At 69.6% G+C, this 19104-nt stretch carries 20 protein-coding genes; 9 read left to right on the top strand and 11 right to left on the bottom strand.

Annotated features, from left to right (window positions below; all coding sequences use genetic code 11):
* Nucleotides 1-3 precede the first annotated feature (3 nt).
* The 3 genes from ABEA43_RS63885 to ABEA43_RS63875 all read right to left on the bottom strand — a co-directional run bounded on the left by ABEA43_RS63885 (nucleotide 4) and on the right by ABEA43_RS63875 (nucleotide 2346).
* The gene (locus ABEA43_RS63885) at nucleotides 4-339 is read right to left on the bottom strand and encodes an ArsR/SmtB family transcription factor (protein WP_345579366.1); all 336 of its coding nucleotides are present in this window, start codon (nucleotides 337-339) and stop codon (nucleotides 4-6) included.
* Between the two features lie 130 nt (nucleotides 340-469).
* Nucleotides 470-1153 (bottom strand): response regulator, encoded by a 684-nt coding sequence (locus ABEA43_RS63880; RefSeq protein WP_345579363.1) that lies wholly within the window; start codon nucleotides 1151-1153, stop codon nucleotides 470-472.
* Nucleotides 1150-2346: a sensor histidine kinase gene (locus tag ABEA43_RS63875; protein WP_345579360.1), complete on the bottom strand. Its 1197-nt coding sequence runs from the start codon at nucleotides 2344-2346 to the stop codon at nucleotides 1150-1152. Before ABEA43_RS63875 ends, ABEA43_RS63880 begins: the two co-directional genes overlap by 4 nt.
* 181 nt (nucleotides 2347-2527) lie before the next feature.
* On the opposite strand from ABEA43_RS63875, the gene ABEA43_RS63870 reads away from it, so the two are divergent.
* Genes ABEA43_RS63870 through ABEA43_RS63860 form a run of 3 tightly spaced genes read left to right on the top strand, consistent with a single transcriptional unit; the run spans nucleotide 2528 to nucleotide 5839 of the window.
* Complete coding sequence (locus tag ABEA43_RS63870) at nucleotides 2528-2656, top strand: hypothetical protein (RefSeq protein WP_345579357.1); 129 nt, start codon at nucleotides 2528-2530, stop codon at nucleotides 2654-2656.
* 55 nt (nucleotides 2657-2711) lie between these two features.
* Entirely contained in the window at nucleotides 2712-3407 is a 696-nt protein-coding gene (locus tag ABEA43_RS63865; RefSeq protein WP_344887514.1) for an ABC transporter ATP-binding protein, read from the top strand.
* On the top strand, nucleotides 3404-5839 hold the full coding sequence (locus ABEA43_RS63860; protein ID WP_345579352.1) for an ABC transporter permease: 2436 nt from the start codon (nucleotides 3404-3406) through the stop codon (nucleotides 5837-5839). Before ABEA43_RS63865 ends, ABEA43_RS63860 begins: the two co-directional genes overlap by 4 nt.
* A gap of 114 nt (nucleotides 5840-5953) precedes the next feature.
* Here ABEA43_RS63860 and ABEA43_RS63855 read toward each other — a convergent pair whose 3' ends face one another.
* From ABEA43_RS63855 to ABEA43_RS63845, 3 genes are all read right to left on the bottom strand, one after another.
* On the bottom strand, nucleotides 5954-6562 hold the full coding sequence (locus ABEA43_RS63855; protein ID WP_345579349.1) for a copper resistance CopC family protein: 609 nt from the start codon (nucleotides 6560-6562) through the stop codon (nucleotides 5954-5956).
* A 148-nt stretch (nucleotides 6563-6710) separates the two neighbouring features.
* On the bottom strand, nucleotides 6711-7283 hold the full coding sequence (locus ABEA43_RS63850) for an MFS transporter (protein ID WP_345579346.1): 573 nt from the start codon (nucleotides 7281-7283) through the stop codon (nucleotides 6711-6713).
* 91 nt (nucleotides 7284-7374) lie between these two features.
* Nucleotides 7375-8520 (bottom strand): sensor histidine kinase, encoded by a 1146-nt coding sequence (locus ABEA43_RS63845; RefSeq protein WP_345579343.1) that lies wholly within the window; start codon nucleotides 8518-8520, stop codon nucleotides 7375-7377.
* Between the two features lie 191 nt (nucleotides 8521-8711).
* Between ABEA43_RS63845 and ABEA43_RS63840 the strand changes: the two genes are divergently transcribed.
* Nucleotides 8712-9194 carry an anthrone oxygenase family protein gene (locus tag ABEA43_RS63840; protein ID WP_345579340.1) on the top strand — a complete coding sequence of 161 codons (483 nt, stop codon included), beginning with the start codon at nucleotides 8712-8714 and terminating at the stop codon, nucleotides 9192-9194.
* A 16-nt stretch (nucleotides 9195-9210) separates the two neighbouring features.
* Nucleotides 9211-10473 carry an SGNH/GDSL hydrolase family protein gene (locus ABEA43_RS63835; protein WP_345579337.1) on the top strand — a complete coding sequence of 421 codons (1263 nt, stop codon included), beginning with the start codon at nucleotides 9211-9213 and terminating at the stop codon, nucleotides 10471-10473.
* 18 nt (nucleotides 10474-10491) lie between these two features.
* Here the strand turns inward: ABEA43_RS63835 and ABEA43_RS63830 are convergent, their stop codons facing one another.
* The gene (locus ABEA43_RS63830; protein ID WP_345579332.1) at nucleotides 10492-11307 is read right to left on the bottom strand and encodes a class I SAM-dependent methyltransferase; all 816 of its coding nucleotides are present in this window, start codon (nucleotides 11305-11307) and stop codon (nucleotides 10492-10494) included.
* A gap of 135 nt (nucleotides 11308-11442) precedes the next feature.
* A complete protein-coding gene (locus tag ABEA43_RS63825; protein WP_345579329.1) occupies nucleotides 11443-11661 on the bottom strand; it encodes an EF-hand domain-containing protein in 219 nt (72 codons plus the stop codon).
* Nucleotides 11662-11914: 253 nt separating this feature from the next.
* On the opposite strand from ABEA43_RS63825, the gene ABEA43_RS63820 reads away from it, so the two are divergent.
* Genes ABEA43_RS63820 through ABEA43_RS63810 form a run of 3 tightly spaced genes read left to right on the top strand, consistent with a single transcriptional unit; the run spans nucleotide 11915 to nucleotide 13190 of the window.
* Nucleotides 11915-12250 carry an ArsR/SmtB family transcription factor gene (locus ABEA43_RS63820; protein ID WP_345579326.1) on the top strand — a complete coding sequence of 112 codons (336 nt, stop codon included), beginning with the start codon at nucleotides 11915-11917 and terminating at the stop codon, nucleotides 12248-12250.
* Nucleotides 12247-12753: an SRPBCC domain-containing protein gene (locus ABEA43_RS63815; protein ID WP_345579323.1), complete on the top strand. Its 507-nt coding sequence runs from the start codon at nucleotides 12247-12249 to the stop codon at nucleotides 12751-12753. Before ABEA43_RS63820 ends, ABEA43_RS63815 begins: the two co-directional genes overlap by 4 nt.
* Nucleotides 12750-13190, top strand: a complete 441-nt coding sequence (locus ABEA43_RS63810; RefSeq protein WP_345579320.1) for a VOC family protein — start codon at nucleotides 12750-12752, stop codon at nucleotides 13188-13190. Before ABEA43_RS63815 ends, ABEA43_RS63810 begins: the two co-directional genes overlap by 4 nt.
* Before the next feature lie 125 nt (nucleotides 13191-13315).
* On the opposite strand, the gene ABEA43_RS63805 is transcribed toward ABEA43_RS63810, so the two are convergent.
* Together ABEA43_RS63805 and ABEA43_RS63800 are read right to left on the bottom strand one after the other, a co-directional pair.
* Nucleotides 13316-14194 (bottom strand): hypothetical protein, encoded by an 879-nt coding sequence (locus ABEA43_RS63805; protein WP_345579317.1) that lies wholly within the window; start codon nucleotides 14192-14194, stop codon nucleotides 13316-13318.
* A gap of 12 nt (nucleotides 14195-14206) precedes the next feature.
* Nucleotides 14207-16888, bottom strand: a complete 2682-nt coding sequence (locus ABEA43_RS63800; RefSeq protein WP_345579314.1) for a hypothetical protein — start codon at nucleotides 16886-16888, stop codon at nucleotides 14207-14209.
* Nucleotides 16889-17177: 289 nt separating this feature from the next.
* Here ABEA43_RS63800 and ABEA43_RS63795 point away from each other — a divergent pair, with 289 nt between their 5' ends.
* Complete coding sequence (locus tag ABEA43_RS63795) at nucleotides 17178-17552, top strand: hypothetical protein (RefSeq protein WP_345579311.1); 375 nt, start codon at nucleotides 17178-17180, stop codon at nucleotides 17550-17552.
* An 84-nt stretch (nucleotides 17553-17636) separates the two neighbouring features.
* Here the strand turns inward: ABEA43_RS63795 and ABEA43_RS63790 are convergent, their stop codons facing one another.
* Nucleotides 17637-18995 (bottom strand): family 43 glycosylhydrolase, encoded by a 1359-nt coding sequence (locus ABEA43_RS63790; RefSeq protein WP_345579308.1) that lies wholly within the window; start codon nucleotides 18993-18995, stop codon nucleotides 17637-17639.
* Nucleotides 18996-19104 lie beyond the last annotated feature (109 nt).

Here is a 19104-nt window from a genome sequence, read left to right as displayed (position 1 = left end):
CCTTCACTCGCAGGTGGGCGCGGCCGGCACCGGATTTCCCATGACCACGTCGGCGGCGGTCGGGAAACAGCTCACGCACGCCTCGTTGATCCGATAGAGGCTGGAGGTGCCCTGCTTCTCCACCAGCACGAACCGCACCTCGGCCAAGATCTTGAGGTGGTGCGAGACGGTGGATTGGCCCACGCCGGATGCGGCCACGATCTCGCCGACGCTCATCGGCGTCCGCCGTCGGGCCAGCAGCGACACGATCTGGATGCGGGTGGCGTCGGCCAGGGCCCTGAACCAGCTTGCGTACTCTTCGGCCTCCGCGCGCGGCAGGGGCTCCTTGGCATCATTCATCGTAAATCGACGATAGTCGATGAATAGAAGGCAGGGAAGTGTCGTGGACGACGTGCCGAGGTTCGCCGGCTTCCGGAATGGCTCGGCACGGCGCAAGAGGCAGTGTTCCACTCAGGCTGGGTGACGTGGCTCAGCCCATGGCCCGGTCTGTGGGGTCTGCGCGGCGGGGGAGGTTGATGCCTGCCTCGTAGGCGAAGACGACCGCCTGCACACGGTCGCGCAGCCCCAGTTTCATCAGGATGCGCTTCACATGCGTCCTGATCGTGGACTCCTCGACGACGAGCGCGGCGGCGATCTCGCGGTTGGACATGCCCGCGGCGACGAGCCCCAGGGTTTCGCGCTCGCGCGGGGTCAGTGCGTCGAGCCGGGTCTGGCCGGTGAGGTCGGGAGTGGGCTGCTGGGCCAGGCGGTCGATCACACGGCGGGTGACCGACGGGGACAGCAGGGAGTCTCCCGCGGCGACGGCGTGCACGGCGGCGATCAGCTCTTCGGGGCGGGCGCGTTTGAGCAGGAACCCGGAGGCGCCGGCGCGCAGGGCGCCGAAGATGTAGTCGTCCTGCTCGAACGTGGTGAGGATGAGGATCTTCACTGCGGGGGCGGACTGGGAGAGCTGCCTGGTGGCGGCGATCCCGTCGAGATCGGGCATCCGCACGTCCATGAGGACCACGTCCGGCATGAGCCGGCGGGCTCTTTCGACGGCTTCGCGCCCCGTCGCGGCCTGACCGGCGATCTCGATGACGGGGTCGGCGGTGAGGAGTTCGGCGAGTCCGGCGCGGACCAGATGGTCGTCGTCGGCGATCAGTACTCGGGTCATGCCGGAGTGCCTCCGAACGGCAGCAGTGCGTGGACCCGGAAGGTGCCGTTCCTCTGGCTGGTGTCGAGGCTGCCACCGGCCAGGAGGGCCCGCTCACGCATGCCGATCAGGCCGTGGCCTCCGTCGCGGCGCGGCGCCGGGCCGGAGTGGACCGGGTTCGTGACCGTGAGCTTGAGCTCGGGGCCGGTGAAGTCGAGCCCGACCCGGGCCCCTCCGGTGCCGTGGCGGGCCGCGTTCGTGAGCGCCTGCTGGAGGATCCGGTAGGCGGCCTGGTCCGTGGCGGCGCCGAGTGGCCGCCGCGATCCTGTGACGTCGAGGTCCACAGGCAGCCCTGACGTGGTGTGGTGGCAGATCAGGGTGTCGAGTGAGGCCAGCCCCAGAGGTGTGGCTTCCTCCTGGTCGCCGTCGCGGAGGTTGGCCACGAGCTGGTCGATTTCCGCTGCCGTCTGCCTGGCCAGATCTTCGATCGTCTGCAGGGCCTTCAGCGAGCGTCCGGTGTCCTCGTGGTGGCGCAGCCGGGCGGCGCCGGCGCGGATGGCGATCAGGCTGATCGCGTGTCCGGCGGAGTCGTGCAGGTCGCGGGCGATGCGGGCGCGTTCCTCGGCGACGGCGAGCAGCCGCTCGCGCTCGGCCTCGCGGATCGCGCGCAGGCGTTCACGTTCGGTCTCTCGCTCGGCGTCCACGGCCCGCCTCTTGAGCTCGGCCATCTGCTCCCGTCGCAGCCGGGTTCGCTCACCGGCGAACCAGGCCAGAGCCCAAGGCAGAGCGGTGTGGATGAGCCCGATCCCCGGGAAAGACCCCTGCGCGTTGGCCGCGGCGGCCAGGTACGCGACGAGCAGCCCGCCCACCACGACGCCGCTGCCTGCCGTCCACAGGGATGGGCGGTGGGCCGCGAGCAGGTAGAGGGCGGCGATGGGGCCGAGCACCAGATCGGCTGGATAGCCGAACCCGGTCAGGAGCACCCCGGCTCCCGCCGTCACCGCGAAGACGGCCAGCGGGAAGCGCCGCCAGGCCACGAACGGCACGGCCGAGCAGGCGGCGAGAAGAATGCCGAGCGCGTCGAGCTCCCGGGCGCCGGCTCGGAGCGGCGTGGGACCGCCGTGGTCGAGCAGCGCCAGCGACACGACGAACACGGTGACGGCGAGAGCGGCGTCGACGAGCGCCTGCGAGTGGGGTGTGCGGGGCCATGACATGACTCGGCCAGGGTAACGCCGGAGGTGCTCGCGCAGAGTCGCCCTGCGGGGGGATTCTCCTCCACTCGATGAGGACGCGAGAGGTCCTCTCACGGGGTGTATCGGGGTGATGCCGCGCCTTCGTAGCTTTGCGGCCACCGAAGACAGCGCAAAGGAAGGCGATCACATGGCAGGAGACGGAATGCCTCGCTGGGCGAAGCTGGCAGGGATCGTCGTGGCGGTCCTGATCCTGCTGTTCGTGGTCATGATGCTGGTCGGCGGTGGCGGTATGGGCCACCAGATCCCCAGTCACGGTGGCGGCGCGGGCTGAGCCCGTCGTCCTTGCTCCACCTGTTCAGAAATCCACCAGCGGAGGTGTTCTCGTCATGGGAGTCGCTATTCAGCTCAATGACGTCGTCAAGGCCTATCCACTCGGCGGCGATGAGGTCGTCGCCGTCGATCAACTCAATCTCGCCGTCGAGGAGGGGGAGTTCGTGGCAATCGTCGGTCGTTCGGGCAGCGGCAAGACGACGTTGCTGAATCTGCTCGCCGGGATCGACCGGCCCACTTCGGGGACCGTGTGGGCGGCCGGGGCCGATCTCGGTGAGCTGTCGGAGTCGGGCCTGGCCGAGTGGCGGGGGCGGAACGTCGGGCTGGTGTTCCAGTTCTTCCAGTTGCTGCCGACGCTGACGGTGGCCGAGAACGTGATGCTGCCGATGGACTTCGCGGCCAAGATCCCTGCTGTACGGCGTCGTGACCGGGCGCGTGAGCTCCTGGCGCGCGTGGGCATCGCCGACCAGGCCGGCAAGCTGCCCGCGATGTTGTCCGGCGGTCAGCAGCAGCGCGCCGCCATCGCCCGGGCGCTGGCCAACGATCCGCCGCTGCTGCTGGCCGACGAGCCGACCGGCAACCTCGACTCGCACACCGCGGACGCCGTCCTGGAGGTGTTCGCGCGGCTGAACACCGAGGGCCGGACGATCGTGGTGGTGACCCACGAACGCGACATCCGATCCATCGTCGGCAGGGAGGTCACGCTGGTGGACGGCCGTGTCGTGGCCGATGAGAGCGTGGTGGCACGATGAGCGGGCTGATGGCGGTCAAGCTGCGCAGGGATCTGCGGGCGTCCTGGTCGAGGTTCGCGCTGATGGTGGTGGCCCTGGCGGTCAGCCTGACGGTGTTCGGCGGGCTGCTGTCCGCATGGGCGTCCATCGGCAGGCAGACCAGCGGCGCGTACATGAGCACCGAGCCCGCCTCCGCGACCATCGTGCTGGACCAGGGCATCGATCCTGCCAGGATGGCGGCCCTCACCGAGCAGGCGCTCAAAAGGCCGGGAGTGCTGCGAGCGTCCGGGCGGACCCAGTTCGACGCCGCCGTCTCGATCGGCGGGCGCGTGCTGAGCGTGCCGCTCCAGGTGTTCGTGGCGGCGGCGGACGACCCGATGCGGATGGTCAGGTTCGATCTGAAGGGGTCGTGGCCACCGGCGCCCGATGAGATCCTCGTCGGCGGCGATTCCCTCGGCCTGCTGGGCGTACGGTCCGGCGACGAGCTGACCCTCACGCCTCCGGGCGGGCAGCCGCTGCGCCTGCGGGTGTCCGGCACGGTCTACGACCCCAGCCTGGCACCTTCGCCCCAGGAGCAGCGGGGCCACGCCTACCTCTCCGCGGCGTCGCTGCGACCGGCCTCGCTGGACCAGCTGAAGATCCAGGTCGCCGAGCCGGGGGAGCGCACGCCGGCCCGGGACCGCGAGCGGGTGGTGGCGGCGGCCGGTGACGTCGGCGCCTGGCTCCAGCGCGATCTGGGCCTGGCGGTCGCCGAGATCCAGGTGCCCACCCCGTATGCCCATCCGCACCAGTGGCAGGCTGACGTGCTGTTGCTGTCGCTCATGGCCGGTGGGGCGGCCGCGCTGCTGCTCAGCACGATTCTCGTCGCGAACATGCTCAACAACCTGTTCACCCAGCACATCCCGCAGATCGGCATCATGAAGGCGATCGGCGCGAGCGCCCGCAGCATCGGGCGCCTCTACCTGACGATGGTCCTCCTGGTGGCCGCCGCGGCGACGCTGCTCGCCCTCGCGCCCGCCACCCTGATCGGCCGGTATTTGCTGGGGACCCTGCTGGAGATCCTCGGCATCCAGAGCGGGGATCTCGCCGCGCCCTGGTGGGCGTACGCGGGGATCATCGCCGTCGGGCTCGCTCTGCCCCCTTTGATGGCGCTGATGCCCGTACTCAAGGCGAGCCGCATCACGGTCAGAGCGGCGATCGACCATCGCGGCGGTTCCAGGCCGAGCGCGGCCGGCGGTGTCCTGGCCAGATTGGGCCGGATGCCCCGGTTGGACCGCGGCCTGCTGATGGCGTTGCGCAACACCGTCCGGCGTCCGGCGCGGTTCTGGCTCGCGGTCGGCATGCTGGCCAGTGCGGGTGCGATGTTCGTCGCGGGGATGTCGCTCAACTCCGGTACCCAGGCGGTGGAGGAGCAGCGCCGGCAGCAACGCTATTGGGACGTCGAGGCGCAATTGGACGGCCCGGCCCGCGCGGACGCCGTCGCCGGCGCGGTGCGCAACGTACCGGGTGTCGCCCGCGTGGAAGTGTGGAACAGGGCGCAGATCGGCATCGCGGGGACGGGGCGGCTGCCTTTCACCCGCACGTATCCCGATCAAGGGCACGGCAGCGTCTCGGTCAACACCGTGCCCGCCGGCCGAGTGTCCGCTCCGCCCCGGCTTCTCGAAGGCCGCTGGCTGAACCCGGATGAGACCGGCGCGGTGGTGCTGAGCCAGATCGTCCGCGACAACGCCGTTCCCGAACTGGGCGCGGGTGACGCCGTGCGCCTGTTCGTCGACGGCAGACCCAGCACCTGGCGCATCGCCGGCATCGTCGAGGAGAGGGAGGGCAGCGGCGGCGGCGCGTACGCCACCGCCGCGGGGTTCGCCGCCGCCAGCGGGCAGCCGCAAGTCGTCAACCAGCTCCGCGTCATCACCACCGGCCACGACGAGCGCACCCGTGAGGCGGTCGCCGCCGCCATCGGGAAGTCCCTCACCGGCGCGGGAATCGACGTGGGCACCGCAGCGTCGGTCAGCCGGACCAACGCCGCCTCGGCCGGGCACATGGGGCCCGTTCTGCTGGTCCTGCTCGGGGTCGCCCTGCCCCTGGGAGTGGTCGGCGCCATCGGGCTGGCCTCCACCATGAGCGCCAACGTCCTGGACAGAACCCGGGAGTTCGGCGTGATGCACGCGATCGGCGCACGACCCAAGATCGTTCGACGGGTGGTGGTCACGGAAGGCGTCCTTCTCGCCCTCGCCGGATGCGCGGTGGCCGTCATCCCGGCACTCGGCCTCACCGCCGTGCTCGGCGCCGGGCTGGGCAACCTGTTCACCAAGGCGCCGCTGCCGTTCCAGGTCTCGCTGCTCGCGGCCGGCATCTGGACAGTGCTGTCCGTGCTGGGTGCGGTGCTCGCCACCGAGGCCGCGGCCAGTCGCGCCGCCCGTATCACCGTCCGTGAAGCTCTCACCCACCTGTGAGCCGCCGTCCAGAAGGCGCCCGCTAATGCGCCGGACGCCGCCGCCAGACCGGGGACCAGGGGCTGGGCGACACCCCAGGACGACCCTTGGGTGGAAGAGAGCTCCCTTGATGGGTCAGGCGTCCGGGCCGGTGGCGCGCTTTCGGCCTGCCACGAGCACGACCACGCCCGCGACGAGCACGAGGGCGCCCAGTCCGAGCAGGACCGCTGGGATCGTCGCGCCGCCCTCGTCGGTCGAGGAGGAGGCGGCGGCCGGAGTGGCGGAAACCGGCTCCGCCGAGGTCGGCGGCGTGCTCACGCTCTGTTCCGGCGAAGCGCCGGCCGTGTCCTCGGTGGTCGGCGTCGGCTCGGGCACCTTGAGGGTGAAGTGGAGCTCCTCTGACACCGGGTGGCCGTCGGACGAGATCACCCGGAAGGCGAGGGCGTAGCGTCCGTTGGCCAGGTCCGCCTTCAGCTCCTGTGTCACGGTGTCGCCCTTGACCTGGGGCTTGCCGTCGGCCACCTTGGCGCCGCCGGGGCCGGTGACGACCACGGTCGTGTATCTGGGGTTGATGTCCTCGGTGAACACCAGCTCGATCGTGGAGATGGAGTCCTTGACGGTCGAGTCGTCCTTGGGGTTGCTGGACTTGAGCCCGGCATGTGCGAACGCGGGAGTGCCCACGACTCCGGCGGCTGCGAGAACGATCGCGACCAGGGCGAGTAAACGGGTGATCCGATAAGTCACGGTGAGCCTCTTCAACGGGAGGGAGCAGGTCATTTGATGCCTGGGTGCGCGCAGAGAGAGCCGAGCGGGCCGGGACGCGGCGCATCCGGCGCAGCCGCGGTGAAAGAGGTGAGGGGAGAACGCGAGGCGGCCGCGCTGCTGCTGAGGGTCAGACGGCGTGCGGGCGGGCGATGGCGGGCGGGCCGCGCCTGCACAGCTCGTTCGCGAGCAGCACCGAGCGCAGGAGCACCGGCTGCCGGAACGGCGCGTGGGCCGGCTCGCAGGCGACCGGAGCGGCGACGAGGACCTGAACGATGCGCAGTCGTACGGACAGCCACCGGAGCAGCGACCACAACAGCGCCTCGCCGCGAGCTATCCAGAGCCCGGTCAGCGCGATCGCCCAGCCGTGCATGAGAAGCATGCCGAAGCCGGGCACGAGCCCGATGTGCGGATGCTCCGCGTGCCCCGCCGCTTCGGCTATGACGTCCGTGGCCGAGAACAGCAGATGCAGCGCTGCTTGTGCGGCCGTCAGCATGACCACGATCTCGAACGGAGAGCGCTCGCGACCGGCAAGGAGGCACGCGGGGACGAAGCACACGGCGAAGGCCGTCACCGCCGAATCGAACGGCACCACGCCACCGGCGACCACATGTGCCAGACCACCCAACGTGAACGCCACCACCGCGAAGACCACGGCGCGCAGGACGCGCAGCGGTGTCGCGGCCGAGGCGGGCGCTGGCATGCCAGCATCATTGCACAGCAGTACTTGGCGGATCCGTCCATTCCCCAGTACCGGGCAAACACTCCCGTATCAGCCCAAGCCGTGCCTCGATCTAGGCCGGGAGCGGTTCGGGAGCTTCGGGGAGCTCGGCGCGGACCGTGAAGCCGCCCTCGGGACGGTGCCCGGCGTGCAGCCGGCCCCCGAGCGTCGCGACCCGCTCGCGCATCCCGGTCAGCCCGTTGCCGGGCACCAGCGACGGATCGGGCCCGGTCGTGCCGTCGTCCTCAACCTGGATGACCAGCTCGCCGGGACGGTAACCGACGTGGACGGACGCGGACGCGCCGCCCGCGTGCCGGGTGATGTTGGTGAGCGCTTCCTGCACGATCCGGTACGCGGCGCGATCGACGTTCGCGGGCAGGCGCCGCGGCTCGCCGGTGACCGTCACGACGATGGGCAGGCCCGCCGAGCGGACCTGGTCCACCAGCTCGTCGATCCGGTCCAGCCCGTGAACGGGCGCGTCGTCGGTGCTGTCACGAAGGACCTCCAGGGTGGATCGGAGCTCGCGCATCGCCTCGCCACTGGCCTCCTGGACGGCCAGCAGCGCGTCCGGCACCTCGGTGCCGCGCTTGCGGGCCAGATGGACCGCCACCCCCGCCTGCACCTTGATGATCGAGATGCAGTGGGTCAGCGAATCGTGCAGCTCTCTGGCGATGCGCAGCCGCTCCTCTCCCGCGCGCCGGCGCGCCACCTCCTCCCTGGTGCGCTCGGCCTCGGCGGCCCGCTGTTCGACCTGCTGGAGGTAGGCCTGCCGATGCCTGCTGACGGTCCCCGCGACGGCCGCGGCCAGGAACCAGCCGAGCAGCAGGACGGTGCGGTCGATGAGATCCTGAACCGGCTGCTCGGCGGTGGCCAGGCTGGCGGCCACGGTGCCGCCCAGGAACACGACGCCCGCCACCGCGAGGATCAGCTGGTGGCCCGCCCTGACCGCGGCGTAGAGCGTGATCAGGACCGGGAAGGCCGCCGGCGGGCCGGGATTGGTCCGCACCACGTAGAACAGCATGCAGGAGGTGGCGACGATCAGAGCCGTGATCGGAGCTCGCCGCCAGACGACGAGCACGAGCGAGCCGGCCAGGACCGCCACGTAGTCCACCGGCTCGGCGTCGCCCGCCGCCAGCGCGCCGATCATCAGGACGGCGGTCCCTGCCACGGCGAGCACCACGTCCAGCACGAGTGGACGCCATGGGCGATCGAGATTCATCTGTGCACAGTAGGGCCTGCCTCCGTCGGCGCAGGGCGCAGACCGGCACTACTCCGCCGGAAGTAGGCGACGGCGCGTCCACGCCGTCCGGCGTACAGGGATAGGACACCCACGCATGATGAGGGCCGGCCGTCGGAGCGGCCACGATGCAGAGGTCAACTTCCGGAACGATCCGCACAGGAGACCGCATCGTGTCACCGCGACCCGTCCAAGCGCTCGCCCTGCTCTTCACCGGCCTGCTCGCGGGAGCCTTCGGCTACGGGGCCGTGAACGTCGCCTACGCGTTCAAGGTCGTGCCTCTCGACGTGCGCTTCACGTTCCATACGGCGCTGATGCAGGTCAACGGAGCTGTCATGCAGACGATCATGGCGCTGGCCATCCTCGGTTCGATCGTGCTGGCCGTTGTCTCACGCCGGACCCCCCGGTTGCTGGCCGCGGGCGCGGCGTTGCTGGCCGTGACCTCGTTCCTCGTCACGCGGTTCGGCAACGTGCCCATCAACGGCCTCATCAAGCGCTGGGCCGTCGGCCCCGTCCCGGCGGATCACGCGGAGATCCTGGCGCGGTGGGAGATGTTCCACGTCGTACGGACCAGCGCCGCCTTCCTCGCGTTCGTCCTCGTGATCGTGGCCGTCGTCATGGGAGACCGCCTTCTCGGCAAGCCCAGAACATCATGAATCAGGAGATCACCCCATGAACGCCCCACGACGACTGTCGTCCATCCTTGCCATCAGCTTGGCCACGCTCCTGACCGGCGCCGGAGGAGCGGCGGCCGCGCAGACCTCTGGAGTCGCGCGGAGCTGGACCGCGACCTGGACCGCGGCTCCCCAGCGCCCGGGCGCGAACTACACCCCGAACTGGTCGGAACAGGGCTTCAGCGACCAGACCCTGCGTCAGGTGGTCCGGGTCAGCGCCGGTGGCTCGGCGGTCAGAATCCGCCTGTCCAACGCCTACGGCTCCGCTCCGCTGAAGATCGCCGGCGCCACCGTCGCGCGGGCCGGGAGCGGCGCCGCCGTACGGCCAGGATCGGTGCGGCAGCTCACCGTCAAACGGGCACGGGCCTTCACGATCCCCGCCGGCGCCGAACTCGCCACCGACTCCGTGGCCCTGGGCCTGACCGACCTCGACTCCGTGACGGTCACGCTCTACCTCGCCGCGCCGACCGGCCCCGCGACCTACCACGCGCAGGCCATGGCGACCAGCTACCGGGCCGCGGGCGACCACCGCGCCGACCCCGGCTCCGGCGCGTTCACCCAGACCTCCCTGTCCTGGTACTACCTGAGCGGGGTGGACGTCCTCGGCCGCGCCTCCCACCGGGGCGCGGTGGTCGCCTTCGGCGACTCCCTCACCGACGGGTACGGCTCCACCCCCGGCGCCGACAACCGCTACCCCGACGAGCTGGCCGAGCGCCTGGCCGCGACCGGCCGGCCGCGTGCCGTGCTGAACCAGGGCATCGGCGGCAACCGCCTGACGGTCGACTCGGCGTGGCTCGGTGACAAGGCGACCTCCAGGTTCCGGCGCGACGTCCTGGGCCGGCCCGGTGTGGGGACGGTCATCGTCCTGGAGGGCATCAACGACATCGGCATGAGCGAGGCCCCGTCTCCCCTCGGCGCGCCGCCCACCGACGTGTCCGCGGAGGAGATCATCGCGGGGCACCGGGAGCTGATCCGCCAGGCCCGGGCGCAGGGCGTACGTGCCGTCGGCGCCACGCTGCCGCCGATGAAGGGGTCGCGCTACCACACCGCCCGCGGCGAGGCGAAGCGGGACGCGGTCAACGCCTGGATCCGGACGTCGGGCGCCTACGATGCGGTGGTCGATCTGGACCGCGCGCTCGCCTCGCCGTCCGACGCGGACCGGCTCGATCCCGCGTACGACTCCGGCGACCACCTGCACCTCAACGACGCCGGATACCGGGCGGTGGCTCAGGCCGTCGACCCCGCCGACCTGATCGGATGATCTGCTCCGCGAGGCGCGTCAGAACCGGAACCGTACGATGCGGGTGGACCGTCTCATGCCCGGCATCAGGTTCATGAGGCGGTAGATGCGGCGGATGTTCGCCGGCGCCTTGGCCATCAGCACCGGTGAGTCGTTCATCGGCGCCTCATCGACGTATTCGAGCCGCGGGTGCCAGTCGGCCAGCGCGGCCGGGTCGTTGAAGCCGCTGTGGAACCGGGTGCCGTATTTGCGCAGCGTGGGGTCCCATTTCGAGGTGCGCCACGCCCAGACGGGCACCGTGTCGAGCTGGATCTGGCCGGTGGGGAAGGCGTCGACGACTCTGGTCAGCAGCCGCCTCACGTCGATCGCGGTCAGGTAGGGCACCAGTCCCTCGGCGATCATCAGCACCGGCCTGTCGTGGGGGACGCGTTCCAGCCAGGTCAGGTCGGTGACGCTGGAGCCGATCAGGGTGTAGTGCTCGCGCGCCGGCAGGAATCGCCGCCGCAGCTCGATGACGGACGGGTAGTCGAGGTCGTACCAGTCGACGGTGGCGGGCGGGTCGATCCGGTACACCCGGGCGTCGAGGCCGCAGCCCAGGTGCAGCACCACCGCGTCGGGGCAGCCGGCGAGGAAGCTCCGGGCCCAGTCGTCGTGGGCCTTGGCGCGCACCACGGCGGCGAGGCCGATCTGGCTGGTGCCGAATCTGCGCTTGTCGTAGCCGGGGTCGAGGCGGCGCATCGTCTCCTCGGCGTACTCGTCGCCGAGGATCGGGTCCGGCAGCCGGTTGTCCAGTGCCTTGGTCCTGAGGACGGGGCTGAGGGTCTTCTGCACTCCGACGAGTTCAGTGTCCTTCACATGAGCGACGTTACTCCGGGCGTGACCGACCGGCCTGGCTCAGCACAGGACGGACGAACATTCCTTTTGTACCAGGCGAGCAACAACAGGCCGGCTCGCAGCCGTCCCGTCAGGCTGGAGCCGGCCGGCGCGCCGTCACTTGTTCCAGGCCACCAGGAACTCCGCCAGCGAGATGCGCGCGTCCGCGTCCCCATCGTTCTCGTCCGAGGTATGGAAGATCGAGTCGAGCTCGGCGGCGGTGATCTCCTCGCCGCGCGCGTTCATGGCCCTGACGAACTCCTCGCGCGTGATGTATCCGTCCCCGTCGCCGTCGAACTCCTTGAACGTGGCGGTCGGGTCGTCAAGATCTGGCATGGGTGGCCTCTCATCGTGCGAATTCATGTGATGTACGGACAAAGCAACATCGAAGCATGCCCGGTACCTCGCGCGAGGAGAAACTGTGACGATCATCCGACGCTGCCGCAGGCCGGCCGTCAGTCCGCCGGCTCGCCTCGCCTCGGTGAGGTGGCGATGGCCCACCGCTCCGAAGCCGGGCTTCGCGTTCTTGACAAAGCCGGACCCCAGCACGTACAAAACCATAAGGTTATGGAACCGAAGGGTTATGTACATGGTTGCAAGCGACACACTGGACGCGACATTCGCGGCACTCGCCGACCCCACCCGGCGGGCCATCCTGGCCCGGCTCGCGGCCGGCGACGCGACGGTCACCGAGCTGGCCGCGCCGTTCGCGATGAGCCAGCCGGCCGTCTCCAAACACCTGCGGGTGCTCGAACGGGCCGGTCTGGTCAGCCGCAGCCGCGACGCGCAACGCCGGCCCTGCCGGCTGGTGGCCGAGCCGCTCAGGACGGCCACGGACTGGCTGGGCGACTACCGCGACTACTGGGAGGCGAGCTACCAGCAACTGGACGCCCTGCTGGACGACCTTCAGGACGCGGAAGAGTGACGTCCCCGCACACCGGCCTCGGGCTGCGGGTCGTCGCGTCCGGGACCACCGACCTCGTCCTCACCCGCGCGTTCGCCGCTCCCGCGGCACTGGTCTTCGCCGCGCTCACCCGGCCGGAGCTGCTTCGCCGCTGGCACGGCGCCCGCGGCTGGCGGCTCACCGCCTGCGAGGTCGACCTGCGCCCCGGCGGTGCCTGGCGGTTCGTCTCCACCGGCCCGGCCGGCGCCGAGATGGAGCTTTACGGGTTGTTCCGCGAGGTCGTGCCGCCCGTGCGCCTCGTACAGACGGAGATCCACCGTGACTGGGCCGACGGTGACGCCCTGGTCACCACTGTTCTGGACGAGACGAACGGACGTACCGTCATGACCGTCACCGTGCGCTATTCCTCCTCCGAGATCCGCGACGCGGTCGTGCGCAGCCCCATGGAACGCGGCGCCGGCGAGGGATACGACCACCTCGCCACCCTCCTCGCCACCCTCCCTCTCGAAAGGCACCGACCATGACCAACATCCCCACCGACGCCGCGCAGACCCCTCAGGATTCCGGCAACCCGCCCGTGCCGCCCGGCACGCTGCTGCTGGAGCTGGTGCCGGTGCCGGTCACCGATATCGAACGGGCCAAGGCCTTCTACCAGAACCAGCTCGGGTTCCGCCTCGACGTGGACGTCACCCCGACGGCCGGCGTTCGCATCGTCCAGTTCACCCCGCCCGGCTCGGCCTGCTCGATCACCCTCGCCGAAGGTCTCCCCACGCTCGACATGCCGCCGGGAACACTGCGCGGTCTGCACCTGGTAGTGGCCGACATCGAGGCGTCCCGCGCCGACCTCGCCGGACGCGGCGTCGAGATCAGCGAGATCGAGGACTTGGGCGGCGTGTTCTACGCCTATTTCGCCGACCCCGACGGCAACACCTGGTGCCTGCAGCACATGCCCTGGCGCTGACCCAGCGCTTTGCGTCGCCGTCGAGCTCATATCCGGCCATCACGCTGACCACGGGCCGGCGTACTAGAGAGGTCTGCGACGCGTACGACGCGGAGCCGCTTCGAGCCGGCCGGCGGAGCGGATGGTCACCGGAGTGTCCTTCCGGCGGTGAACTGTTCGGGATAGGAGTACTTGACGCGCAGGACGAGCTTCGCCTTGCGCGGCTGGCTGCCGGCGTAGGTGAGCAGGCTGGTGAAGAAGTCGAGGCCGCCGGCGTCCGCGCCGACCTCGATGCAGCCGTGGCTGTATCCCTTGTGCGAGTTGTGCAGGTAGAAGCCGCCGCGGCCGAACATGTTCCCCTGCACCGGGGTGAGCCGTACGCGGAAGGTGCCCCAGTCGGGGTAGACGGGGCCGTTGCCGCCTATGGGAAGGAACTGGATGCCTTCCTCCTGGTTGCTGATGGCCTTGTCGCCTCGTTTGTTCGCCGCATCCAGGGAGCTCTGCCGGGGATCGAGATGGGTGAAGAACGAGTACAGCCCCTCGGGCAGCGGGCCGTGGTCCTTGCTGGACTGCAGGCTCCCTATCTGGTTGCCGATCAGGCCCGACGTGGCTGCGTACAGCAAGGGGTTCGTGCCTTTGAGTGAGACCGGCATCGACTTGCGCCAATAGATGAACTTTCCGGTGTAGACGAGGTCGGCGTCCTGGTCGGAGGGGTCCCGTACGTCGATGTCGATCTGTCCCAGCGTTTTCAGCGCGCCCGTTCTCGGCACCTCGATGGCCTCGAACCGCCCGGATCCCGGCGTCCTGCCCGTCAGCACGAACACGCGGTAGGAGCCCTGCGGACCGGCCGACGACCGGGTCTCCTCCAGGAACACCAGTCCGGAGCTGTGGTGGAAGAGGACCGCGTGCACGTTGTCATCGGGCTTTTCCCCCTTCCACATCAGCGGCAGCGTCTCCTCGCCCACGGTCAGGGAGAGCTTGGAGACGCGGTCGCTCTGGCTCTTCTGGAAGCAGAAGATGCTCATGGGCCTGCCGCCCTAGGAGATCGTCGTGAGGTTGGACGTGACGGCGATGTCCGTGCCGGACGAGGGCGTGTACTCGTTCCATTCGGCGATGAGCGCCCCCTTCACACCCGGCTGGAGGATCGGCACGGGGGCCTGCGCGCCGCGGTGCGCGAACTTGAGGCGGGCCACCACGATGTGCGTCGGGTCGGGGATCGCGACGACCGTCTGCGATTCCTGGACGCGCCGCTCGTCCTGCGCGTCGAGGACCACCGGCAGCCCGACGACGAACCCCGCGCTGCTCCCGACCTTGATGTTGACCGGGTTGGGGCTCGCCGTCAGGTCCGTCGAAGACGTGGTGTAGGCGGCGTCCTGGAGGTGGACGGCCGTCCTCTCCGGATTGGCCGGGGGGATCCCCGGATAGTTGCGGTCGTCGTAGGCGGCGATCTCCTGCGCGATCGTCAGGTACGGTGCCGGGATCGGCGCGCCGATCCCGCCCCCTTCGGCGAAGCGCATCCACCGCTCCTCCCAGCCCTTGCGCACGGTGAGGACGATGCGTGCGCTGCCGGCCCGCAGGAACGCCTGCCTGTTGGGGTCCTGATGCCGCAACTGGCGGATGAAGGCCCAGCTCGGCGGCACGTCCCAGAAGTAGGAGTACAGGAACGTCACCACGTTCTCCCACTCGATCGCCTGGTTGATGAACCGTACGAGGTCCTCGTGCTGCCGCAGGAGCGTCCATTGGTCCAGGCTCAGACCGAGGCTCGGCCCGTCGAAGCCGATGCCGTGCTGGAGATCGACCTGCGCCGCGACGAAGGCGGCCAGGACGTCGGCCGGCATGAAGTCGAAGTCGGTGCCGAGGACGAAGCGCAGGACGCTCTTCATGATCTCGTCGCTCTCCTCGCGGCGCAGCGTCAGCGTGTCCACGTTCGCCAGCTTGTCGTCGATGGCGGCGATGCGGGCGGCGATGTCCTCCTGCTGGGCGAAGTACCTGGTCTGCGCGGCGTTGTAGAGAGTGTTCCAGACGTCGGTCCGCCACTGTTCGATGGCCTCGGGCGTCAGATCCAGGCGCACGCTGAGGCCGACGAACACCCGCTCGGAGTGATGGAAGAAGAACGTGATCTTCTGGCGGCCGGTGAAGCCCTCCATGAAGGGCGTGCTCCCGTTGAACGACATGATCTTGTGATCGCGGATGATCAGCGCGCCGGACAGGTTGCGCCACGTCGGCTCGGAGCGGGCCCCGATGACGTCGAAGTTCATCTTGTCGTCGGAGTCGTCCTTGCCGACCTGCGCGTCCAGCGCGATGTCGCGGAGGTGCGTTCCGCCGGGGATGTCGAACTCGAGGTCGAGGAACCACCAGTTGCCGTCGGTGTTGACGTGGGAGCTCAACGTCAGAGGCGTCGGCTCCGCCGGATGCGGCCTGACCGTGACGCCGTGACGGTCGGCGAGCCACCGGTACTTCGGGATGCCCGTGGGGGACGGATGGCCGTCCTGATCGACGAGGTCGGTCGTGATGTCCGCGTGCCTGACGGTGAACTCGAACGGGCCCTGCTGCGCCCGCAGCCCATCGAGCTCCGCGTACGCGCGCCGCATCGAAGCGCCCGGCTCGGGGACCGCGATGTCGTAGGTGAGACGCAGCCCGTACCGATAGAGCCTGACCCGCCACTTTCTCATCAGGCTGAAATAGTCGATCCTGATCGGCTCCGCCCCTGCGTTCTTCAGGACGCGCGTGGACGTTTCCGACGATCCCGTCACCGTGGTCGTCGAGATGGTCACCTTGTGTTCCCGCCGGGAACGCGACGAGGCCTTCTGCGTCGTGGCGTGGGCGTGTTTGATGCTCTCGCTCGCCGACGCCGAATCCGAGCTCTGGGCCGTGAACCCGGTGGTGCTCGAACCGGAGATGATCGGGATGCCGCCCTGTATGGTGCCGGTGATGTTGAACTGGTTCGAGTGCTGGCTCTGCGACGCCGTCGACTGGGCGAGATCGGTGTTGTCGGTCACGCCCGTCTCGCTGATCTCCTCCAGCGCGTCGGTGACGATCGTCGTGAACTCCTTCGAGGTGACCGACCACTCCTTGTGCGTGACCGCGGTCTCCTCGCCGGGGGCCAGCGGAATGGTCGAGACGAGCTCGCCGCGCTGCAGGCCGATCGGCACCATCTCGATCCGTTCGAGATTGAGCATCCCGATGGGCGGCGCGGCGGTGTTGACCTCCAGGCCGCGCAGCGCGACGACCGCCGTGTTGAGCGCCTGGGCGGCCTGGCCGATCGCGTCCTGCGACCGCGCCCGGTCCAGCTGCGAGGTCCGCACCTCGATGAGCGCCTTCGCGAATCGCGCCAGCTCTCCGGCGGGGATCTGCGAGAGCGAGGTGCTGCTCGGGCGGAGCGACGGCACGAGCCGGTCCTCGAACCCCTTGAGCACGTCGAAGGCCGCCGGGGAGACGAGGGCCGGGTCGCCGTCGTACAGCCGGTCGGCGGCCTGGAGGTGATCGCGTACCTGGTCGGTGTCGCCGGGGGACAGCGCCAGTTGCCGTACGGCGCCCAGCTTGACGATTCCGCCGCCGCCGGCGTCGCTGCCCGCGGCGACCTCCAGGGGCACGAGCGTTCCCTTGAGCACTTCCCGCGCCGAGTTGTCCAGCACGGGCGCGCTCGGAGCCGGAAAGGGCGGGGCGGGTGGCGTCGGTGGAGCCGCGTGCGGATCGGAGGTGCCTGCCGGGTTGGCCATGTTCGTGCCCCTTCGGATGAGTGCTGGTGACCTCGGTCGTCCTGCCATGCTCAGGGGCGCGTCGCGGCGGGGCATGAGTAGTCGCTACTCAACAGCATCCGTGCGCACGGATGCCGGGAAGCCTGTCGGCCGAAGAAGGGCGGGTTGTTTTCAGATGATTTGAAGGGTGAGCTCAGAAGATCGGCACGGCACTAGCATGAGCGCCATGCATTCGCCCGCGCCGCACACTCCATGGAGTCGGCCACCCCAGCCCGTTCCCTCTGGGGCGCAAGCGCACCTGGTCCTCGATGTGAAGCGGCACTGGCTCGGCGGGCTGCTCGCCATGATCACGCCCATGATCATCATCAACGGCCACGCGACGCTGGGCCGATGGGGACGCAACGCGATCCCGCTTCCTCCCGGTCAGTACCACCTTCACGTCCACCTTCCCTATTTCCTCCCGGCCCAGATAGGCCCCGCGGATCTGACGATCTGGCTCCAGCCCGGGATGGCGCTCGAACTCGAATACCGCGCGCCCCTGTGGGCCTACTCCCGAGGCGCCCTCGGCACCGCACCCCAGCCGTGGAACGGGAAGGGCTGCATGATCACCCTGCTCGCGATCCCGGCCGGCGTGCTGGCGCTCCTGGTGATGGTGATCCTCGTCGCGGCGCTGTCGTACGGCTGAAGCGTTCGCCGGCAGAAGACCCGGACCGACCCGCACCCGGCACGAACCGGTCGCCGGGTGCGGATGAGTCGCTGATCGGGTGCGCTATTTCCGGCGCTGGACGTACAGGCGGTTGCCGTTCGGGCCGGTCCATTCCATCCGCACGATCCCGGCCACCGCCGTGTCGCCGACGCGTGCCGGGTCGGACCAGTAGCCGAATCTGGGGTTGCGGAAGAAGGTCGCCCACAACTGGCCGCGGTGGTCCATGAAGACGTTGTTGTGGCCGGCGCCGACGCCCGCGGTCCAGCGCTTGGAGTACGGTCCCTCGAACGTGTCCGAGACGGAGACGATCGCGTCGTAGTGGTACTGGGCGCGGCCGGTGCCGGGCGGGTCGTAGGCGTACCGGGTGCTGCCGTCGGGGTTGGTCGAGGTCCGGTTCCAGGCGGCGTGGAGGAGGTAGTACTTGCCGCCGTGCTTGAACACGTACGAGCCTTCGAGGTACGGCTCGGGTGTGTAGGGCGTCTGCTGGAACGCCGGGAGGTTGGTCGTGGGGACGATGTCCTCCATGTCGTCCCGGAACTTCGCGTACAGGTTGTTGTGCAGCACGAGCCACGCGTCGTCGCCCTCGGTGTAGAGGCTGCCGTCGATGTGGTGGTAGGCGCCGGGCTCGATGAAGGCGGGTCCGCCGATGAAGGAGTCGCCGAAGGGTTTGTCGAGGTTGCCCTGGACGAGCCGGTACGGGCCCTCGACGCCGCCCTCGCTCACGAGCAGGAACGAGCCGACCTTCTTGGAGTGGTCGCCCATGCACGCGACGATGTACCACTTGCCGCGGAAGCGGTGCACCTCAGGGGCCCAGACATCGCTCCGCTTGCCGAACTGGTCGTCGTTCCAGTACTCCTGCCATGGGGCGACGATCGTGCGTCCAGGCCGGTTCTCGCCGACGAACTCGGGTGACCATACCTTGCCGCGCTCGGCGCCGGGCCGGATGCCGGTGGTGTCGGCCAGCTTCCACGGCCCGCTCAGGGACGGGGCCGTCCACACGAAGATGCCGTCGTTCCACGGGGCGGGCCCTGCGACGCCGGGCGCCCGGGTGGTGCCGGTGGCGACGTAGACCGGACGGCCCTTCACGATGAAGCAGTTGACGTAGGTGTCTCGCATCCAGACCCGGCCGAGCTCCTGGTCACGGGGGCGCAGCTCCAGCGGGAGGATGGAGGAGTTGTCCGCGCGCGGCCACAGGTCCAGCCGGGTGTCGGCAAGGCCGTAGGGCTGGAGCTCGGGCCAGTTCGGCGGGTATTTCTTCATGGACGCATTCATCGGCACATTCATCGGCACATTCGTCGGCACGGCTGCGCTCGGCGTCGCCTGCGCGGCGGTCGCGGGCAGTGCCGCCGCTCCCAGAAGGCCGGCGGCGCCCGCCAGCAGGGACCGTCGGTCGACGTTCAACCCGTTGTCCGAATCAGTCATCAGTCACGTCCTCCACGTCAGCGCCTGCCACGTCGGCGCGCAGCTTGCGAAGAGTGTGCCCAGCCGCTCATATTTCGTCAATAACCCGGAAAAAATAGCCGACGGCCGT

This window comes from Nonomuraea rosea, from assembly GCF_039539705.1.
GTDB lineage: Bacteria > Actinomycetota > Actinomycetes > Streptosporangiales > Streptosporangiaceae > Nonomuraea > Nonomuraea rosea.
Note: the sequence above shows the minus strand (reverse complement) of the source record. Positions and strands in the feature narration are given on the sequence as shown.